6 protein-coding genes and 1 pseudogene are annotated in these 16,797 nt (G+C 74.0%); 3 read left to right on the top strand and 4 right to left on the bottom strand.

The window, feature by feature from the left end; genetic code table 11:
* Positions 1 to 19 precede the first annotated feature (19 nt).
* The 4 genes and pseudogenes from ACH4OW_RS32255 to ACH4OW_RS32240 all read right to left on the bottom strand — a co-directional run bounded on the left by ACH4OW_RS32255 (position 20) and on the right by ACH4OW_RS32240 (position 4,141).
* The gene (locus ACH4OW_RS32255) at positions 20 to 1,045 is read right to left on the bottom strand and encodes a DUF5914 domain-containing protein (protein WP_398031430.1); all 1,026 of its coding nucleotides are present in this window, start codon (positions 1,043 to 1,045) and stop codon (positions 20 to 22) included.
* Positions 1,046 to 1,060: 15 nt separating this feature from the next.
* A pseudogene (locus ACH4OW_RS32250) lies at positions 1,061 to 2,047 on the bottom strand (phytoene/squalene synthase family protein); the annotation flags it as partial.
* Positions 2,044 to 3,606 carry a phytoene desaturase family protein gene (crtI, locus tag ACH4OW_RS32245; protein WP_398031377.1) on the bottom strand — a complete coding sequence of 521 codons (1,563 nt, stop codon included), beginning with the start codon at positions 3,604 to 3,606 and terminating at the stop codon, positions 2,044 to 2,046. The gene crtI and the pseudogene ACH4OW_RS32250, both read right to left, overlap by 4 nt.
* A 313-nt stretch (positions 3,607 to 3,919) precedes the next feature.
* Positions 3,920 to 4,141, bottom strand: coding sequence for a helix-turn-helix transcriptional regulator (locus tag ACH4OW_RS32240; protein ID WP_360133883.1), 222 nt, complete (start codon positions 4,139 to 4,141; stop codon positions 3,920 to 3,922).
* Positions 4,142 to 4,592: 451 nt separating this feature from the next.
* On the opposite strand from ACH4OW_RS32240, the gene ACH4OW_RS32235 reads away from it, so the two are divergent.
* From ACH4OW_RS32235 to ACH4OW_RS32225, 3 genes are read left to right on the top strand one after another with little or no spacing between them, the layout of a single operon-like run.
* A complete protein-coding gene (locus ACH4OW_RS32235) occupies positions 4,593 to 5,861 on the top strand; it encodes an MFS transporter (RefSeq protein ID WP_360133886.1) in 1,269 nt (422 codons plus the stop codon).
* Positions 5,858 to 9,157, top strand: coding sequence for a type I polyketide synthase (locus ACH4OW_RS32230; protein WP_398031376.1), 3,300 nt, complete (start codon positions 5,858 to 5,860; stop codon positions 9,155 to 9,157). The genes ACH4OW_RS32235 and ACH4OW_RS32230 overlap by 4 nt, the downstream gene beginning before the upstream one ends.
* Positions 9,158 to 9,204: 47 nt before the next feature.
* Complete coding sequence (locus ACH4OW_RS32225; RefSeq protein ID WP_398031428.1) at positions 9,205 to 16,623, top strand: MupA/Atu3671 family FMN-dependent luciferase-like monooxygenase; 7,419 nt, start codon at positions 9,205 to 9,207, stop codon at positions 16,621 to 16,623.
* Positions 16,624 to 16,797: the final 174 nt, after the last annotated feature.

Genomic DNA, 16,797 nt, shown 5'->3' with positions numbered 1-16,797 from the left:
TCCCAGCGGGCGCAGCGCCTCAGCCGGGGAAGCGCCCCGTGCTCCGCAACTCCCAGCGGCGCTCCGCGTACGCCATGTCGTCCCGCCACAACCGCCCCGCCGTGGCCCGCATCAGAGGCCGCAGCAGCGGTGCCGCCGCGCGGGCCACCGCGAATCCCGGGCGGCCGGAGACGGCGACGACCGCTTCGACGACGGCGGTACGCGGGTGGCCGGCCGCGTCGGTGCCGAGCGGAGTCGCGTGGGTCTCCACCACGGACCCCGCCCCCTCGCCCTCGGTGATGCGCATGACCACGGTGCGCGGCCCCGGAGCGGTGAACTCCGCGCGGACCGGGACGACCAGCCGCCCCGCGGCCCTGAACGAGACGTCCACCGTGAACGCGTCCGCCCCGCCCGCAGGCGTGTCCGTCACGGTCAGGTCGACGAAGGAGTACGGGTGGAACCACGCGCCGTGCCACGGGTCGAGGCGGTTGGCGACCACGTCCTCCGGCTCGCAGCGCCCGGCCCCGGTGTGGACGGCCGCGACGGCGCCGGCCGGCCGCGGGCGCTCCGGCACCCGGGGCCGGTCCAGCGGTTCCTCACCGCCCGCCCGGTCCAGCCGCACCCAGACCAGCACCCCGTCGTCGTAGACGGGATACGGCTCCCACCCGGCGGCCGGGCCGCCGTCCAGGGCGAGTCCGTGCCAGTGGCAGATGAGCGTGCCGCACCGCACGGGGCTGTCCCTGAGCGGCGCCCCCAGGTGCGGGCAGGCGCCGGGTCCGCCCCGCAGCCGCCCGTCGGCGGCGCGCCAGAGTACGACCTCCGTCCCGGCGACCGTACGGCCCAGGGGCCGGTCCCGGCCGACGTCCCGTGAGGCGCCCACGGCGTACCAGTTGCCGGACGGCCGGGCCTTGGCGCGTGCGAGCGCACTCGCGATCACGGCGGGCGATGCCTCCCGCCAGGTGGGCCGCTGGCGCTCCCACGGCACGGGGCGCCGCCGCACCCGCAGCGGGTAGCGCCCCTGGCCGGACGGGCGGGGAGCGTGCACGGCGCCACCTCCGGCTCGCAGTGGGGTCGAGGGGCGCGCGGGCTCTGCTGCCACCGGCGTGCGCGCGGGCGCCGGCGCCGTGTGACCGCCCCTGGCCCGGGTGCGCGCCGCGGTGACGCGTACCAGCCCGTCCAGGGCCACGGTCGCGCGGACCGGGCGCGACACGACGGCACGGCGGTGCAGGACCGCGTAGCCGTCGGCCTCCACGGCGTCCAGAATGCCGCGGTAGAGGATGAAAGCCGTGCGGATGCACGGCCGGGAGGCCGGGGCGAGCATGGCGACGCCGGGAGCGGCCTGGCGGTAGACGCCGCGCGTGAGGTCGGCGGCGGCCCGCAGCGCCGCGGTGATCCGCGCGTCCCCCGCTCCGGTCAGCCGGCTCCAGTGCAGCATCTCCCGGTCCACGCCGTGCGCGGCCAGCAGGTCGGCCGGCAGGTACACCCGGCCCCGGTCCAGGTCCTCGCCGACGTCCCGGAGGAAGTTGGTCAGCTGGAAGGCGGTACCGAGCGCGGCGGCGTGCGGGGCGGCCTCCTCGCGCGGTGTCACCGTGCCGAGGACGGGCAGCATCTGGAGGCCGATCACCGCGGCCGAGCCGTACATGTAGCCGCACAGGTCGGCGTAGGTCGGGTAGTCGGTCACTACCAGGTCGGCGCGCATGGAGGCCATGAAGGCGGTGAAGTAGGCCGGGTCGATGCCGTAGACGGCGGTGGTGTGTGCCAGCGCCCGCACCACCGGTTCCTCGCCGCCGCCCCGGGCGAGTCCGGCGTCGAGCTGTTCCTCCAGAGCGCGTAGCGCCGTGGCGCGCTCCCCGGGAGTGGCGGTGGCGTCGAGGCTGTCGACGATGTCGTCGGCCCAGCGGGCGAAGCCGTACAGGGCGTGTACGGCGGGCCGGCGGGCCACCGGCAGCAGCCGGGTGGCCAGGAAGTAGGTCTTGCCGTGGCGTGCGTTGAGCCGGCGGCAGTGGGCGTAGGCGGCGCGCAGCGCGGGTTCGGTGATGCCCGCGGCGTCCAGTTCCCTGGCCGTCACGCGATTTCCTCCGGCGCGTGGGAGGGACGGCGCGCGCCGCGGCCGGTCACCTTGGCGGGCCGTGCCGTTGCGGTTCCGGTCACCCGGGCGGCGGCGAGCTTGCCCGAGACCAGCACGGTGGGCACCCCGACGCCCGGGGTGGTGCCGCACCCGGCCAGCACGGCGTTCTCGGTGCCGCGCACGAGGTTGCGGGGGCGGAACGGGCCGGTCTGCGCGAAGGTGTGGGCGGCGGAGAACGGCGTGCCGGCGCCGTGCCCCTGGCGGCTCCAGTCGGCCGGGGTGACCAGGCACTCTTCCTCTGCTGCCGCGTCGGGGCCGGTGAAGCCGCGCCGTGCGAGCTCGGCGCGGAGCGCGGTGCGGTACCGGGGGCCGAGGTCGTGCCAGGCCCGGACGCCGGGGCCGACGTCGGTGTTGGGGCAGGGTGCCAGGACGTAGTGCAGGTGGCGGCCGGGCGGTGCCAGCGAAGGGTCGGTGGCGGTCGGCCGGGTCAGCAGCAGCGAAGGGTCGCTCATCAGGGCCCCGGTGCGGGTGAGTTCGTCGAAGGTGCGGTGCCAGGCGGCGCCGAACGAGATGGTGTGATGGCCCGGTTCGGGCCAGGTCGTGGTGGTGCCCGCGTGCAGGACGACCGCCGAGGGGGAGCGGCGCAGCGGCAGCGGCCGTAGCGGGCGGTGGCCGAGCAGGCGGTACGCCTCGGGCAGGTCGGCGGTGAGCACCACCGCGTCGCACGGGATGCGTTCCGTTGGGGTGACGACGGCGGTGACCCGGCCGCAAGAACGTTCCAGCACGCGTACCTCCCGCCCGTAGCGGAACTCCGCGCCCGCCTCGGCCGCGGCGTCGGCCATGGCGCGCGGCAGGGCGTGCATCCCGCCGCGCGGGAAGTACACGCCGGCCACCGTGTCCATGTAGGCGATCACGGCGTACGCGGCCAGAGCGCGGGCCGGCGGCACGCCCGCGTACAGCGACTGGAAGGAGAAGACGCGGCGCAGCCGCTCGTCGGCCAGGAACCGGCCGATGCGGGCGTCGAGGCGCCCGAAGCCGCCGAGCGCCGCGAGCCGCGCGAGGTCGGGGTTCAGCAGTTGCAGCGGCGAGTCGAAGTTGGCGTCGATGAAGCGCCGCATCTGGACCGCGTACAGGCGGCCGAGCCAGGAGCGCAACCGCCGGTAACCCGCGGCCTCCCGCGCCCCGGCGAACCGTTCGACCTCGGCTTCCATGGCCTCGGCGCCGGTGTGCACGGCGAGCGTGCTGCCGTCGGCGAACCGGGCGTGGTAGGCGGGGTGCAGCGGGAGGAGTTCGAGACGTCCGGCAAGCGTGGCGCCGACCGCGGCGAACGCTTCCTCCACGAGGTCCGGCATGGTCAGCACGGTCGGCCCGGTGTCGATCAGATAGCCGTTCCGCTCCCACCTGCCGCACCGGCCGCCGGGCCCGTGCGCACGCTCGACGACGGTCACCCGCCGTCCGGCGCCGAGCAGGTGCAGCGCGGCGGACAGCCCGGACAGGCCCGCGCCGATGACGACGACATGATCGGTGGGGCCGGGTACGGCCCTCGTCGTACGGCGCATCACGCGTCCTTCCGTCGGCCGTCCGATGGGCGCCGGCGCACGCTGACCGGGACCGCAGTCCACCACGGGGCCCGCGCGGCGCCGGGGCGCCACGGCCGTGCCTGGTCTGTTCGGGCGATACCGGAGCCCGCCGCGCGGTACGGGAGCGGCGACCGCCGGGTCCGGCGCCGGCATGAGTACCCGCCACGGCCTCCGGCAGTCGTCGGAGGTCCGGTTTCCGGCTAGGTGATGTTGTCCGGATACCGGTCGTCGGCGGGGTGCGAACCAGCCAAAGCGGACGCACCGGCACCGGTTCCGCGGAACGGCAGGGCCGTCAGCCGCTGTTCTGCGCCAGCTGGAGCCGCACCAGGTGAGCGAGGGTCGGAGCGGGGTGCTTGGCGCGGATGCGGCGCAAATACGTACTGACCGTGTGGACGCTTATCCCCAGACGCCTCGCCGTCTGGTCGTACGTCAGGCCGTCGGCGATGTGCGACAGCACCTCACGCTCGCGGGGGGACAGCACCGGCGTCATGGGGTGCGCGCTGTGGTCCGGCATCTCTTCTCCAAAAGGGGTGACGGTGGAGCAGGGAGTGTTCGGCGGCCCGCGATCTCAGGACGATCGGTCCGGCGCCGCGGGCGGAGCGGGGCGCGGCCGTGGTGCGGCCGCCGCGCTGCGGGATGCCCGCCGACCCGTCGGCCCGGCGCCGGGAACGGCCTGCGAAGGACCGGCCATGGTGCGCCCTCCCGCGCGTACGGGGCAGAACTGCCGACGGTGTCCAGGAGGCCGCATATCCCCTGTGACATGCGGATTGATCTAACCACGGACACCGCAAAACGCAAGGAGGCGGCGGCCGGACCGGCGCGACCCCTACAGGTCGGGTAAAGCACGGGTCAAGTCACCGGATGTCGCGTCTCCAGGCGCCCCGCGAACCGGGTGACTGTAAAGACGTCCGCCGCCGCACGTGCGGCGGCCCGCAGGCCGGCCAGGGCGCTAGGGGGGATCAGGGGTGGGGCACTTCCGGCTGCTCGTCGTCGGCAACGCCATCTCCGCGTACGGCAGTTACCTGAACATGGTGGCGCTGAACGTGTTCGTCTACCAGGTGACGGGCAGCGCGCTGGCCGCGGGCCTGTTCATGGCCGTACGCCTGATCACCAACGTACTGTCCGGGTTCGTCAGCGGCCGGCTGGTGTCGCGCCGCGACCGCAAGCGGCTGATGGTGTGCGCTGACCTGACCCAGGCTGCGGCCCTGGTCCTGCTGCTGCTCGCACCCGACGGCGCGCGGGTACCGCTGCTCTTCGCGCTGGCGGTGGGCACCGGGGCCTGCTCGACGCTCTCCCAGGTGGCGCTGCGCAGCAGCGTCCCGGAGATCGTCGGCGCCGACCTGCGGACCCGGGCCAACGGCCTGCTGGTGACCGGCCGTTCGCTGGCCATGATCGCCGGCTTCGCCTCGGCGGGCGTGGTCGTCGCGCAGTTCGGCTACACCACGGCCTTCGCCCTGGACGCCGCCACCTTCGCGATCTCGGCGACCGTCCTGTTCCTGCTGCCCATCCGCACCCGCGCCGCGTCGGACGACCCGGCCGGGGGCGCCGCGGAACCCGGCCGCTGGGCCTCGCTCGCGCTGCTGCGGGCCGCTCCGCTGCTGGCGGTCATGGTCGCCGTCCGCGCGGCCGACGGCCTCGGCTCCTCCTCGCACAACGTCGCCCTGCCCGTCTACTCCAGCGCCCTGGACCCCGCGCACCCGGCCACCTTCGTCAGCCAGTTCTGGGCCACCTGGGCGATCGGCAACATCGTGGCGCAGCAGGTGTGCTCGCGCCGCACGGCCAAGACCGGGCGCTCACCGGGGGAGCGCGCCTTCGCGATCGGCTCGTGCGTGATGTCGGCGGCGTTCATCGTGGTCTTCAGCGGACTCCCGGCGATCCCCGCCGCCATCGCCGCGCTCGTCGCCGGCATGGCCGACGGCTTCACCGAGATCGCGTACGTCTCCCGGCTGCAGGCCGCCCCCGACGACCAGCGCGGCCGGCTCTTCGGCCTCTCCGCCTCCGCCGAGAACGCCGGCTTCGGCCTGGGGATGATCGTGAGCGCGGCCCTGCTGGAGCGCTACTCGCCCCTCCACGTGGTCGGCGCCTTCCAGGGACTGGCCATCGTCCTGTGTGCCGTCCTGCTCGTCGTGCTGTCCAGAAGGCGTGCGCGGCCACCGCACACACCACCGGCCCGGGAGAGCGGCGGCCCGGCGCCCGGCAGGGAAGTCCCCGCCGCGGAGGGCGGCACCTCGTGAACGCACCGGCCGGCTCGCACGTGGCGGTCATCGGCATGGCCTTCCGCTTCCCCGGGGCGGACACCCCCGAGGAGTTCTGGCGCGTCATCCGCGACGGACGGGACTGCGTACGGCGGTTCACCGAAGGGGAACTGGCCGCCGCCGGCATCCCCGCGGAGAAGTACCGGGCGGCGGACTTCGTCGGCGCCGGCGGCATCCTGGACGGCATCGCCGGGTTCGACGCCGCGTTCTTCGGCATGAGCGGCCGGGAGGCGCGGCTCACCGACCCGCAGCACCGGATGTTCCTGGAGTGCGCCTACCACGCGCTGGAGGACTCCGGATACCCGCGCGAGCGGGACGGGCTGCGCACCGGCGTCTTCGCCAGCACCGGCTACCACCTGTACACCTTCGAGAACTACTTCCTCAACAACATCCTCAAGGACCACGTCGGTGACGACTGGCCCGCCAAGATGCAGGCCCTGGTCGGCAACGTCACCGACTTCACCGCCACCCGCACGGCCTTCCGCCTCGACCTGACAGGACCGGCCGTCAGCGTCCAGACCGCCTGCTCCAGCTCCCTGGTCGCCGTGCAGCTCGCCGCGCAGTCGGTCCTCGTCGGCGACAGCGACATCGCGCTGGCCGGCGCCACGGCCGTACACGTGCCGCAAGTGGTCGGCTACCGGTACGTGAAGGGCTCGATCCTCTCCAAGAGCGGCACCCTGCGCGCCTTCGACGCCGGGGCGGACGGCACGGTGGGCGGCACGGGCGTCGCCGCCGTGGTCCTCAAGCGCCTGGACCGGGCGCTCGCCGACGGCGACACCGTGCACGGCGTCATCCGCGGCTGGGGCGTCACCAACGACGGCGCGGACAAGACCACGTACACCGCGCCGAGCGCGGCGGGGCAGCGCGGCGCCATCCGCCGCGCGCTGCGGCACGCGGGGATCGGCGCGGACACCGTCGGCTACCTCGAAACACACGGTACGGGCACGTTGAAGGGCGACCCGATCGAATTCGACGGCGCCACCTCCGCGTACCGCGCGGACACCGACCGGACCGGCTACTGCGCGATCGGCTCGACCAAGGCCAACATCGGCCACCTCGACGTCTGCTCGGGCCTGGCGAGTCTCATCAAGGCCCTGCTGGTGCTCAAGCACGGCGTCATTCCGCCGATGGCCAACTTCGACCGGCCCAACCCCGCGCTCGACCTGGACCGGAGCCCCTTCTACATCCCCGAGTCCGCGCATCCCTGGCCGCGGGGCGGCACGCCGCGCCGGGCCGGGGTCACCTCGCTGGGCGTCGGCGGCACGAACGTGCACATCATCCTGGAGCAGGCCCCCGAGCCCGCTCCCCGCACCGCCGCCCCGGCCCCGCCGGACGTCCTCGTACTGTCCGGCCATTCCGAAGCAGCCCTCACCGCGAACGCCCACGCGTTACGCGACCACCTCAAGCGGCACCCCGACGCGGACCTCGCGGACCTGGTGACCACCGCGGCGGGACGCGTCCACCACCGCCACCGGCTGGCGGCCAGGGGCGGGTCCCCGGCCGCCCTCGCCGCCGCCCTCGACGGCTGGCTCACCGGCGCCGACGGCACGGGAACCGCAAACCCGGCCGTGACGACGGGAGCGTTACCCCGGGACGGCCGCGTGAACGCCGGTTTCCTGTTCACCGGCCAGGGCAGCCCGTACCCCGGCATGGCCCAACCCCTGTACGAGCGCTACGGCGTCGTACGGGACCTGCTCGACACCTGCGAACGACACCACCAGGAGCTCTACGGCACCTCCCTCCTGGAAGTGCTGCTCGACCCCGAGGCCGACCGCGCCGCAACAGAGGACACCCGGACCGCGCAACCGGCTCTCTTCGCCCTGCAATACGCGCTCACCGGCCTCTGGCGCCACCTCGGCATCGTGCCGGACGTCGTGGCCGGGCACAGCGTGGGCGAGTACGCGGCCCTGTGCGCGGCCGGCGCGCTGACCGCAGCGGACGGCCTGCGGATCACCGCCGAGCGCGGCAGGCTGATGCAGGACCACTGCGCGCCCGGCGCCATGGCCGCCGTATCGGCGGACCTGCCGACCGCCCTGCGGCTCACCGCCGAGATCCCCGGCCTCGAACTCGCCGTCGTCAACGGGGAACAGCGGCAGGTACTCGCCGGCCCCGCCACCGCCGTGGACCGGCTCCTGGCACTGACGGCGGAGCGCGGCGTCACCGCGCAACGGCTGCCGGTGACACGCGCCTTCCACACCGCGCTCGTCGACCCGGTCCTGGACAAGTTCCGTGACCTGCTCGACGGCATCACGTTCCGCCCCGTCACGACCGGCTTCGTGAGCTGCCTCGACGGCCGCCGCCACGCGCCGGGCTGGGTGCCGGACGCGGGCTACTTCGTACGGCAGACACGGGAACCGGTGCGGTTCGACGCGGTGCTGCGCACGCTCGGGGAGACGGGCACCGACGCACTCGTGGAAATCGGCCCGCACACCACCCTCAGCGGACTCGCCCGCGCGGCACTGCCCGGCGTGCGGGCGGTGCCGACGCTGCGCCGCGGTGCCGGGCCGAGCCCCCTGTGGGGCGCGGTGGCGCACCTCCACTGCGCCGGGGCGCAGATCGCCTGGCCCGCGCTGACGGAGGGATGCCAGGGCCGCAGAACCAGCCTGCCCGGCTACCGCTTCCAGCACGAGCACTACTGGTTGGGGCCGGAACCGACCGCCGTCCTGGCGGCCGGTCCCGGCGGGACAGCACACGCATCAGCGAGAGAAGAGGAAGACGTGGCACAGGACGAGGCAGTGTTCGAGCGGGTACTCGGGCGCGTCATCGAGTTGGTCGCCAAGCACCTCGGCCACGACGCGGGCGTGATCACCGGGGACACCTCCTTCTTCGATCTCGGCGCGGACTCCCTGCAGATGATCAGCGTGCTGCGCGAGCTGGAGCAGGAACACCGGGTCAAGGTCGCGATGCGGGAGCTGTTCGAGGAGGCGAGCACGTCACGGCAGCTCGCGGAGCTGATCGTGGGACGGATGGGAGGCGAACCGGCCGCGCCCGCGGCGCCCGCCGAACCCGTACCGGCTCCGGAGCCCGCCGAGCCCGTACCGGCTCCGGAGCCCGCTCAGCCCGTACCGGCGCCGGCACCCGCCGATCCCGTACCAGCTGCGGAGCCCGCGGTGGACGAGCCGGGCCGGGTGACGCGCGCGGAACTGGCCGACCTCGCCCGCCAGGTGCGGCAGCTCTCGCAGCTCCAGCTCCAGATGATGTCCCAGATGGAACAGCTGTCCCGGCTGCTGACCGGCGGCGGTGCGGTGCCCAACGGAAAGGCGGGCGGCAAGTGACCGGGCTGAGTGCCGCGGCAGCGGCGGTGGACCAGGACCTGGCGGCCATGGCCGACCTCGCACGGCGCGTCGCGCAGCGGATCGTGGCCGCCACTCCGGACGAGCCGGCGCCGCCGCGGGACGAGCAGCCGGCGGCCGAGCGGCAGCAGGCCGTGCACGGCCCCCGGGTGACCGTCCCGCGCGGCTCGGGCATGGTGGGCGGCTCCGCGTCCGCAGCGCAGCAGGCGCACCTCGACGACCTGGTACGCCGGTACACGGCCAGGACCGCCACGTCCAAGGAGATCGCCCAGCGCTACCGCCGCGTGCTGGCCGACAGCCGCGCCGTCGTCGGCTTCCGCAGCAAGACCAAGGAGATGCTGTACCCGATCGCCGGGCACCGGGCGAGCGGCTCCCGGCTGGAGGACGTCGACGGCAACCGCTATGTCGACATCACCATGGGTTTCGGCGTCCTCCTCTTCGGCCACGAGCCGGAGTTCGTCAGCGAGGCTGTCCGCGAGCACCTGTCCCGGGGCATCCAGCTCGGCCCCCGCAACGTCGAGACCGGCGAGGCCGCCGAGCTGCTGGCGGAGCTGACGGGCATGCAGCGGGTGGCGTTCGCCAACTCCGGCACGGAGGCCAACTCCGCCGCGATCCGCCTGGCCCGCGCCGCCACCGGCCGCCGCCGCATCGTCACCTTCCACGGCGCCTACCACGGCCACGCCGACAACGTACTGGGCCGCTCCACCGGCACCGGCGCCGATCGGGCCACCGTCCCCGTCTCCACCGGCATCCCGCACAACAGCGTCGCCGACCTGACGGTCCTCGACTACGGCAGCGCCGCGAGCCTGGAGGCCATCGCCGAGCACGCGGACGACATCGCCGCGGTCATCGTCGAGCCCGTACAGAGCCGCCACCCGTCGCTGCGGCCCGTCGGGTTCGTACGGCAGCTGCGCGAGCTGACCCGGCGCCACGGCATCGTCTTGATGTTCGACGAGATGCTGACGGGATTCCGCCCGGCGCTCCGCGGCGCCCAGGAGCTGTACGGCGTCAGCCCCGACCTCGCCACGTACGGGAAGCTGCTCGGCGGCGGCTTCCCCATCGGCGCCATCGCGGGCCGCGCGGACATCATGGACGGGGTGGACGGCGGCTTCTGGCAGTACGGGGACGCCAGCTACCCGCCCGCCGACACCACTTTCTTCGGCGGTACGTACATCCAGCACCCGGTGTCGATGGTCGCCGCCCGCGCGGTCCTGGCACACCTCAAGGAGCACAGCCCCCGGCTCCAAGAGCAGCTCAACGCCCGTACCGGCGAACTAGCGGGCACGCTGAACCGCTTCTTCGAGGACGAGGGATTCCCGCTGCGGATCAGCCACTTCGGCTCCCAGTTCCGCTTCGAACACCGCGCGGACATGGAGCTGCTGTACCACCACCTCATGCTGCGCGGGGTGCACGTCTGGGAATGGCGCAACTTCTTCCTGTCGACCGCCCACTCCGACGAGGACGTCGAGTTCGTCGCCGACGCGGTCCGCGGCTCGCTCCGCGAGCTGCGCGGCGCGGGGTTCTTCCCGGGCGGCCCGAAACCGGCACCGAAACCGGTGCCGGTGGCGGTGGCGAAGCCGGCCGCCCGGGCGGCGGACACCGCCCCCGGCGTGGCCCTGAACACGGCCGCCGCGCGCACCACCAAAGCCACAACCACCCCGGCCACCCCGGCGACCCCGGCCACTCCAACCACCCGCCGCGCCCCCGACTTCAGCATCTACTTCTTCGGCGACTACCCCCAGGCTCCCCAGGACTCCCAGGCTCCTCAGGACGGCACCACCGCGCCGTCCGCCGGCAAGTACGACCACATCCTGGAGACCGCCCGCTTCGCCGACCGGCACGGCTTCCACGCTCTCTGGATGCCCGAACGGCACTTCCACTCCTTCGGCGGGCTGTTCCCCAACCCCGTCGTGCTCGCCGCCGCCCTCGCCCGCGAGACGCGGCGCATCCGGCTCAACGCGGGCTCGGTCGTCCTGCCCCTGCACGACCCGGTCCGGGTCGCGGAGGAGTGGTCGATGGCCGACAACCTCTCCGGCGGCAGGGTCGGCATCGGCTGCGCCGGCGGCTGGCACGCCAACGACTTCGTCTTCTTCCCCGAGCGCTTCGGCCGGCACAAGGAGATGATGTACGAGCAGCTGGAGCAGGTGCGCCGGCTCTGGCGCGGGGAGGCGGTGCGGCGCACCGGCGGCGACGGCGAGACCGAGGTACGGCTCTTCCCGCGCCCCGTCCAGGACTCCCCGCCCGTGTTCACGGCGGTGGTGGGCAACCCCGCTTCGTACGCGGCTGCCGCACGGAACGACGTCGGCGTGGTCACCAACCTGATGACCCAGAGCGTCGAGCAACTCGCCGAGAACGTCGCCCTCTACCGCCGTACCCGGGCCGAGCACGGCCTCGACCCGGACGCCGGGCGGGTGGCCGTCCTGCTGCACACCTACCTCGCGGCCGACCACCGGACCGCGCGCGCCGAGGCGTACGAGCCGCTGTCGCGCTACATGCGCGCCTCGCTCTCCCTGTTCGGCAACGTCGCCAACAGCCTCGGCCACCACGTCGACCTGGCCACGCTCACCGAGGACGACCTCGACGTGCTCTTCCGCCGCGCCTACGACCGCTACTGCGACCAGCGGGCGCTCATCGGCACGGCCGACACCGTCGCCTCCGTGGTGGACGCGGTGCGCGACGCGGGCGCCGACGAGATCGTCTCGCTCGTCGACTTCGGCGTCTCCCGGGACGCGCTGCGCGACGGCCTGACGCACGTCGACGCGCTGCGCCGCCGGTACCACGAGCCCGTGGAGAGCGTCCGCGTGTCAGCGCCGCCCGCCCGTACGGCGCCTCCCGAACCCGCCCAGGAGAGCGCCGCGCCGCTCTCACCCGGACAGCAGCGCATCTGGTTCCTCGAACGGATGCTCCCGGGTCGCACCGCCTACAACGAGACCAAGGCCATCCGCCTGGACGGCCCGCTCGACGTGTCCGCGCTGCGTACGGCGCTGCGCGGGCTGGTGGCCCGGCACGAGGGGCTGCGCACCGTCTTCCGGGAGATCGACGACGAGCCCTGCCAGCTCGTACGGCCGCCGTCCGAGCCGGACTTCGCGGTGCTCGACCGCACGGACGCGGGCATGGCCGGCGAGGACGCCGCGATCCGCGCCGTCCTGGAGGAGGAGAGCGCGCGGCGCTTCGACCTCGTCAACGGGCCGCTGTTCGTCACCCGTCTGATCGAGCTGGGTGCGGAGCGGCACGTCCTGGTCTTCTCCCTGCACCACATCGTCGTGGACGCGGCCTCCGCCACCGTCCTGGCCCGCGACCTGTCCGCGCTCTACCGCGCCGCCCGGGACGGCTCCGACGCCGACCTGCCCGCCCTCACCAGCACGTACGCCGACCACGCCCGCGCTCAGCTGCGTACGTTGGAGGAACCCGGCAGCGCCGCGGACCTCAAGTACTGGCTCGGCACGCTCGGCGGCGACCTGCCCGTGCTGGACCTGCCCCGCGACCGCCCGCGGCCCGCGGAGATGACCTCCAACGGGCGCGCCGTGTTCCACCGGCTCGGCCCGGAGCTGTCCGGGCGGCTGCGGGACCTGAGCAAGCGGCGGCGCGGCACCCTCTTCATGACCCTGCTCGCCGGCTTCACCGCGATGCTGCACCGGGTCACCGGGCAGCGGGACATCGTCGTCGGCACCCCGATGTCCGACCGCCCCCAGGGCGCCGAGGACCTGCTCGGCTTCTTCGTCAACACGCTCGCGCTCCGCTTCGACCTGTCCGGGGACCCGGGGTTCGCCACGTTCCTCGACCGGGTGCGGGGCGTCGCCCTGGACGCGTACGACCACGCGGACGTTCCCTTCGAGACCGTCGTACGGGAGCTGGCCCCGGCGCGCACCGCCGACCGCACGCCGGTCTTCCAGGTGCTCGCGGAGTTCGAGAGCAGCGACCCGTTCCGCTTCGACCTGCCCGGCGTCCGGGCCACCGTGATCGACGCGGGCCCGGACAAGGCCCTCACGGACCTCAGCGTGTACTTCACCGACCAGCCCGAAGGCATCCGCTGCCACCTGGAGTACAACACCGACCTGTTCGACGCGGACACCGTGGACGGGTTCTTCCGTACCTTCCGCGACCTCCTCGAAGCGGCCGTGGCGGCACCGGAGACCCCGCTGTCCCGCCTCGGTACCACGAAGGCCCGCGACGCCGGTGCCACGCGCGCCGGGGAACCGGTGCCCACCGCGTGGCTCCACGGCCCGATCCGGCCGGTGTCGCGCGCCACCGTCCACGGCATGGTCGCCCGGCGCGCGGCCCAGGCCCCGTACCGCACCGCCGTCCTCTGCGGCGACGACCGGCTCAGCTACCGCCAACTGGAGGCCAGGGCCGGGCAACTGGCCGACGTCATCCGGGAGCGGTCCGCGCCGGGCGGCGGGACGGACGACGTGGTGGCCCTGTGGCTGCCGCGCTCCACCGACCTGGTCGTGGCGATGCTCGCGGTACTCAAGTCCGGCCGGGCGTATGTGCCGCTGGACCCGTCCCTGGGGCGCGCCAGGGCCGCCGCGGTGCTCGCGGAGTGCGGCGCCCGCCTCCTGCTGAGCACCGGCTCCCGGGCCGACGACCTCACCCTTCCCGACGGCCTGACCGTCATCGACGTCACCGGCCTCGACGGGAGGGAGCACGCCGTCACCAGCCGGGCGAGGAAGACCTCGCCGGCCGGCGCGGGGCCCGAGTCCCTGTGCTACGTCATCTACACCTCCGGCAGCACGGGCGCACCCAAGGGCGTCGCGGTGCCGCACCGCAGCGTCGTCGACCTCTGCCAGTGGCACCACAAGCGCTTCGCCTTCACCTCGGCCGACCGCAGCGCCCTGGTGTGCAGCCAGAGCTTCGACGCCTCGGTCCTGGAGATCTGGCCCGCGCTGACCGCGGGGGCGTCCGTCACCATCGCCGACGACTCGGTCCGCACGGACCCGCTCGCGCTGGCCCGCTGGTACGCGCGGGAGCAGGTGACCTTCTCGATCCTGCCCACCGCGCTGGGCGAGACGCTGCTCGCGCTGCCGCCCGCCGAACAGCCGCCGCTGCGGCACCTGCTCCTGGGCGGTGACGTGCTGCGCGCCCGGCCGCACCCGGACGTGGCGTACGAAACGGTCAACGTGTACGGGCCCACCGAGATCACCGTGCTGTGCACCGCGCAGTCCGTCGGCCCGCGCACACCGGAGGCCGGCTCCGCGCCGATTCCGATCGGCCGCCCGGTCGACAACGTGTGGCTGCGGGTCCTCGACGCGTCGGGCACGCCGGTGCCGCGCGGCGGCGTGGGGGAGCTGTACGTCGGAGGCCCTGGCGTGGCCCGCGGCTACCTGGGCGCCCCGGCGCCGACCGCAGAACGTTTCGCGCCGGATCCGCTGAAATCCGGCGCGCACGAACCGGCGGCAGGCCCGTTGTACTACCGCACCGGTGACCTGGTGCGGTGGACCGAGACCGGGGCGCTGGAGTTCCGTGGCCGGGTCGACGACCAGGTGAAGATCCGCGGATACCGGGTCGAACCGGAAGAGACCGCCCGCGCGCTCAGCGGCCTGGACGGAGTACGCGAAGCGGCCGTGCTGGCCCGCCGCGACAGCCGCGGCGAGGCATACCTCGCCGCCTATGCCGTACCGGCCGGCACCGGCGCGGAAGCCCTGACGGCGGCCGGCCGCCAGGCGTTCGCCGACCGCCTGGCCCGCGACCTCACGGCCCGGCTGCCCGAGTACCTCGTACCACGGGCCTGGGCGGTCCTCGCCGAACTGCCTCTCGCGGGCAACGGAAAACTGGACCGCGCCGCGCTGCCGGCCCCCGGGACCGTCACCGCCGCGCACCCGGGCCGCGGCGCACAACAGCCCCACCGGCCGGAGACCCCTCCCGAGCAGACCACCGCCGCCCGAACCGGCTTGGAGCGCCGCCTGCGCGCCCTCTGGGCCGACGCATTCGATCTCACACCCGACGTCATCGGCCCCGACACCTCCTTCTTCGACCTCGGCGGTCACTCGATCGCCGCGATCCGGCTGGTCAACCGCGCCCGCGAGGTGTTCGGGCGGGAATACCCGATGGTCCGCTTCTACCAGGAGCCGACGGTACGGGCCATGGCGGACTACCTGGCAGGCGACGAGCCCGCTGCGGACGGGGAAGCGGACGAACCGGCGGGCGGCGCCACCGGCGCGGCGGCCAGGGCCCCCGTCACCCTCCAGCAGCGGGCGTTCATCGACCAGCACCACCGCCACGCGCTGCCGCAGGTCTACAACATCGCCCTGCGCATCACCCTGACAGGGGACCTGGACATACCGGCCCTGCGCACCGCGCTCACCCAGCTCGCGGCCCGCCACGAGGCGCTGCGCACCCGGTACGTGAAGGACGGCGAGGACTGGTGGCAGGAGGTGTTCCGGCCGCGGCCGGTGGACCTGCGGGCCGAGGACCTGACGGGAGACGCGGACGGCGCCGAGGTCGAACGGATCAGCGCGGAGGTCGCGGGCACCCGGTTCGACCTCGCCGAAGGGGTGGCGCCGAAGTACCGCCTGCTGCGCACCGGCCCGTCGGCCTGGGTGCTGTTGTGCCTCCTCCACCACTCCGTCTGCGACGGCTGGGCCGTCAGCATCCTGCTGAGCGACTTCGCCGCCCTCTACACGGCCGCCGTGACCGGAAAGCCCCACGAACTGGACGACACGGTGCCGCAGCCGACCGAATACGCGCTGTGGCAGCAGGGCGGCAACCAGGAGAAGCCCGAGAAGCGCGTCCTCGACTACTGGGCCCGCCAACTGGACGGAGCCCCCTTCCGGCACGCGCTGCCCCTGGACCGGCCGCGCCCGGAAACCCTGAGCGGACAGGGCCGCGCCGTGCTCTTCACGGTGGACGCGGACGTACGCGCCGACGTGGAACGGCTGGCCAGGAAGTGCGACACGACCCCGTACGCGGTCACCGTCGCCGCCCTGGGACGGCTGATGGCCAAGCTCTCCGGAAGGCCGGAAGTCGTCCTCAACATCTCCTACGCCAACCGCGAGCGCCGGGCCTTCGAGTCGCTGGTGGCCTGCACGGCCGTGGGCTTCCCGCTGCGGATCCGGCTCGACGAGGCCGAGACCTTCACCCGGCTCGTCCGCCAGGTCGCGTACGCGTCGACCGAGGCCGTCGACCACATCGTGCCGCTGCGGCGGCTCGCCGAGGCGCTGCGCGAGGAGACGGGGGCCGACATACCGGACCGCGTGTCCTGCGGATTCCAGTACCAGAACTCGCTGAGGACGGACATCGACCTGCCCGGCCTGGACACCGCGGTCGAGGACCTGGCCGTGCCGGCGTCCCGCGCGGAGTTCAACCTCGGGCTCGTCCCGGCGGGCGACGCGCTGGCCGGATACGTCGAGTACTCGACCGACCTGTGGGAGCACGGCACGATCGAGGGCTGGACCGGCGAGTACGTACGGCTCCTCGCCGAGGAGGTGCGGGCCGCCCTGGCCGCCGACTGACCCGGTTGCGCGCCCCCGCGGCCCGCCCGCGTACGCCGTGAGCGTGTAAGGCGGGCCGCCGGGCTGGACGTTCCGCCGTCGCTCGGCAATAGTATGGGCGGGACATCCACCGAATCGTCCCCGCCGTCGGCGAATGCCTTTACCGGGCGCCGGGCGGGAACGGCGCCGCCGGGA

Source organism: Streptomyces sp. NPDC017056 (genome assembly GCF_044332485.1).
Classification (GTDB): Bacteria; Actinomycetota; Actinomycetes; order Streptomycetales; family Streptomycetaceae; genus Streptomyces.
The sequence above is the reverse complement of the archived record's forward strand: the minus strand, read 5'-3'. Positions and strand labels throughout refer to the sequence as shown.

Coding starts and splice junctions, on each gene's coding strand:
- crtI (WP_398031377.1), bottom strand. CDS start 3,606: ATGCGCCGTACGACGAGGGCCGTACCCGGCCCCACCGATCATGTCGTC.
- ACH4OW_RS32240 (WP_360133883.1), bottom strand. CDS start 4,141: ATGCCGGACCACAGCGCGCACCCCATGACGCCGGTGCTGTCCCCCCGC.
- ACH4OW_RS32225 (WP_398031428.1), top strand. CDS start 9,205: ATGGCCGACCTCGCACGGCGCGTCGCGCAGCGGATCGTGGCCGCCACT.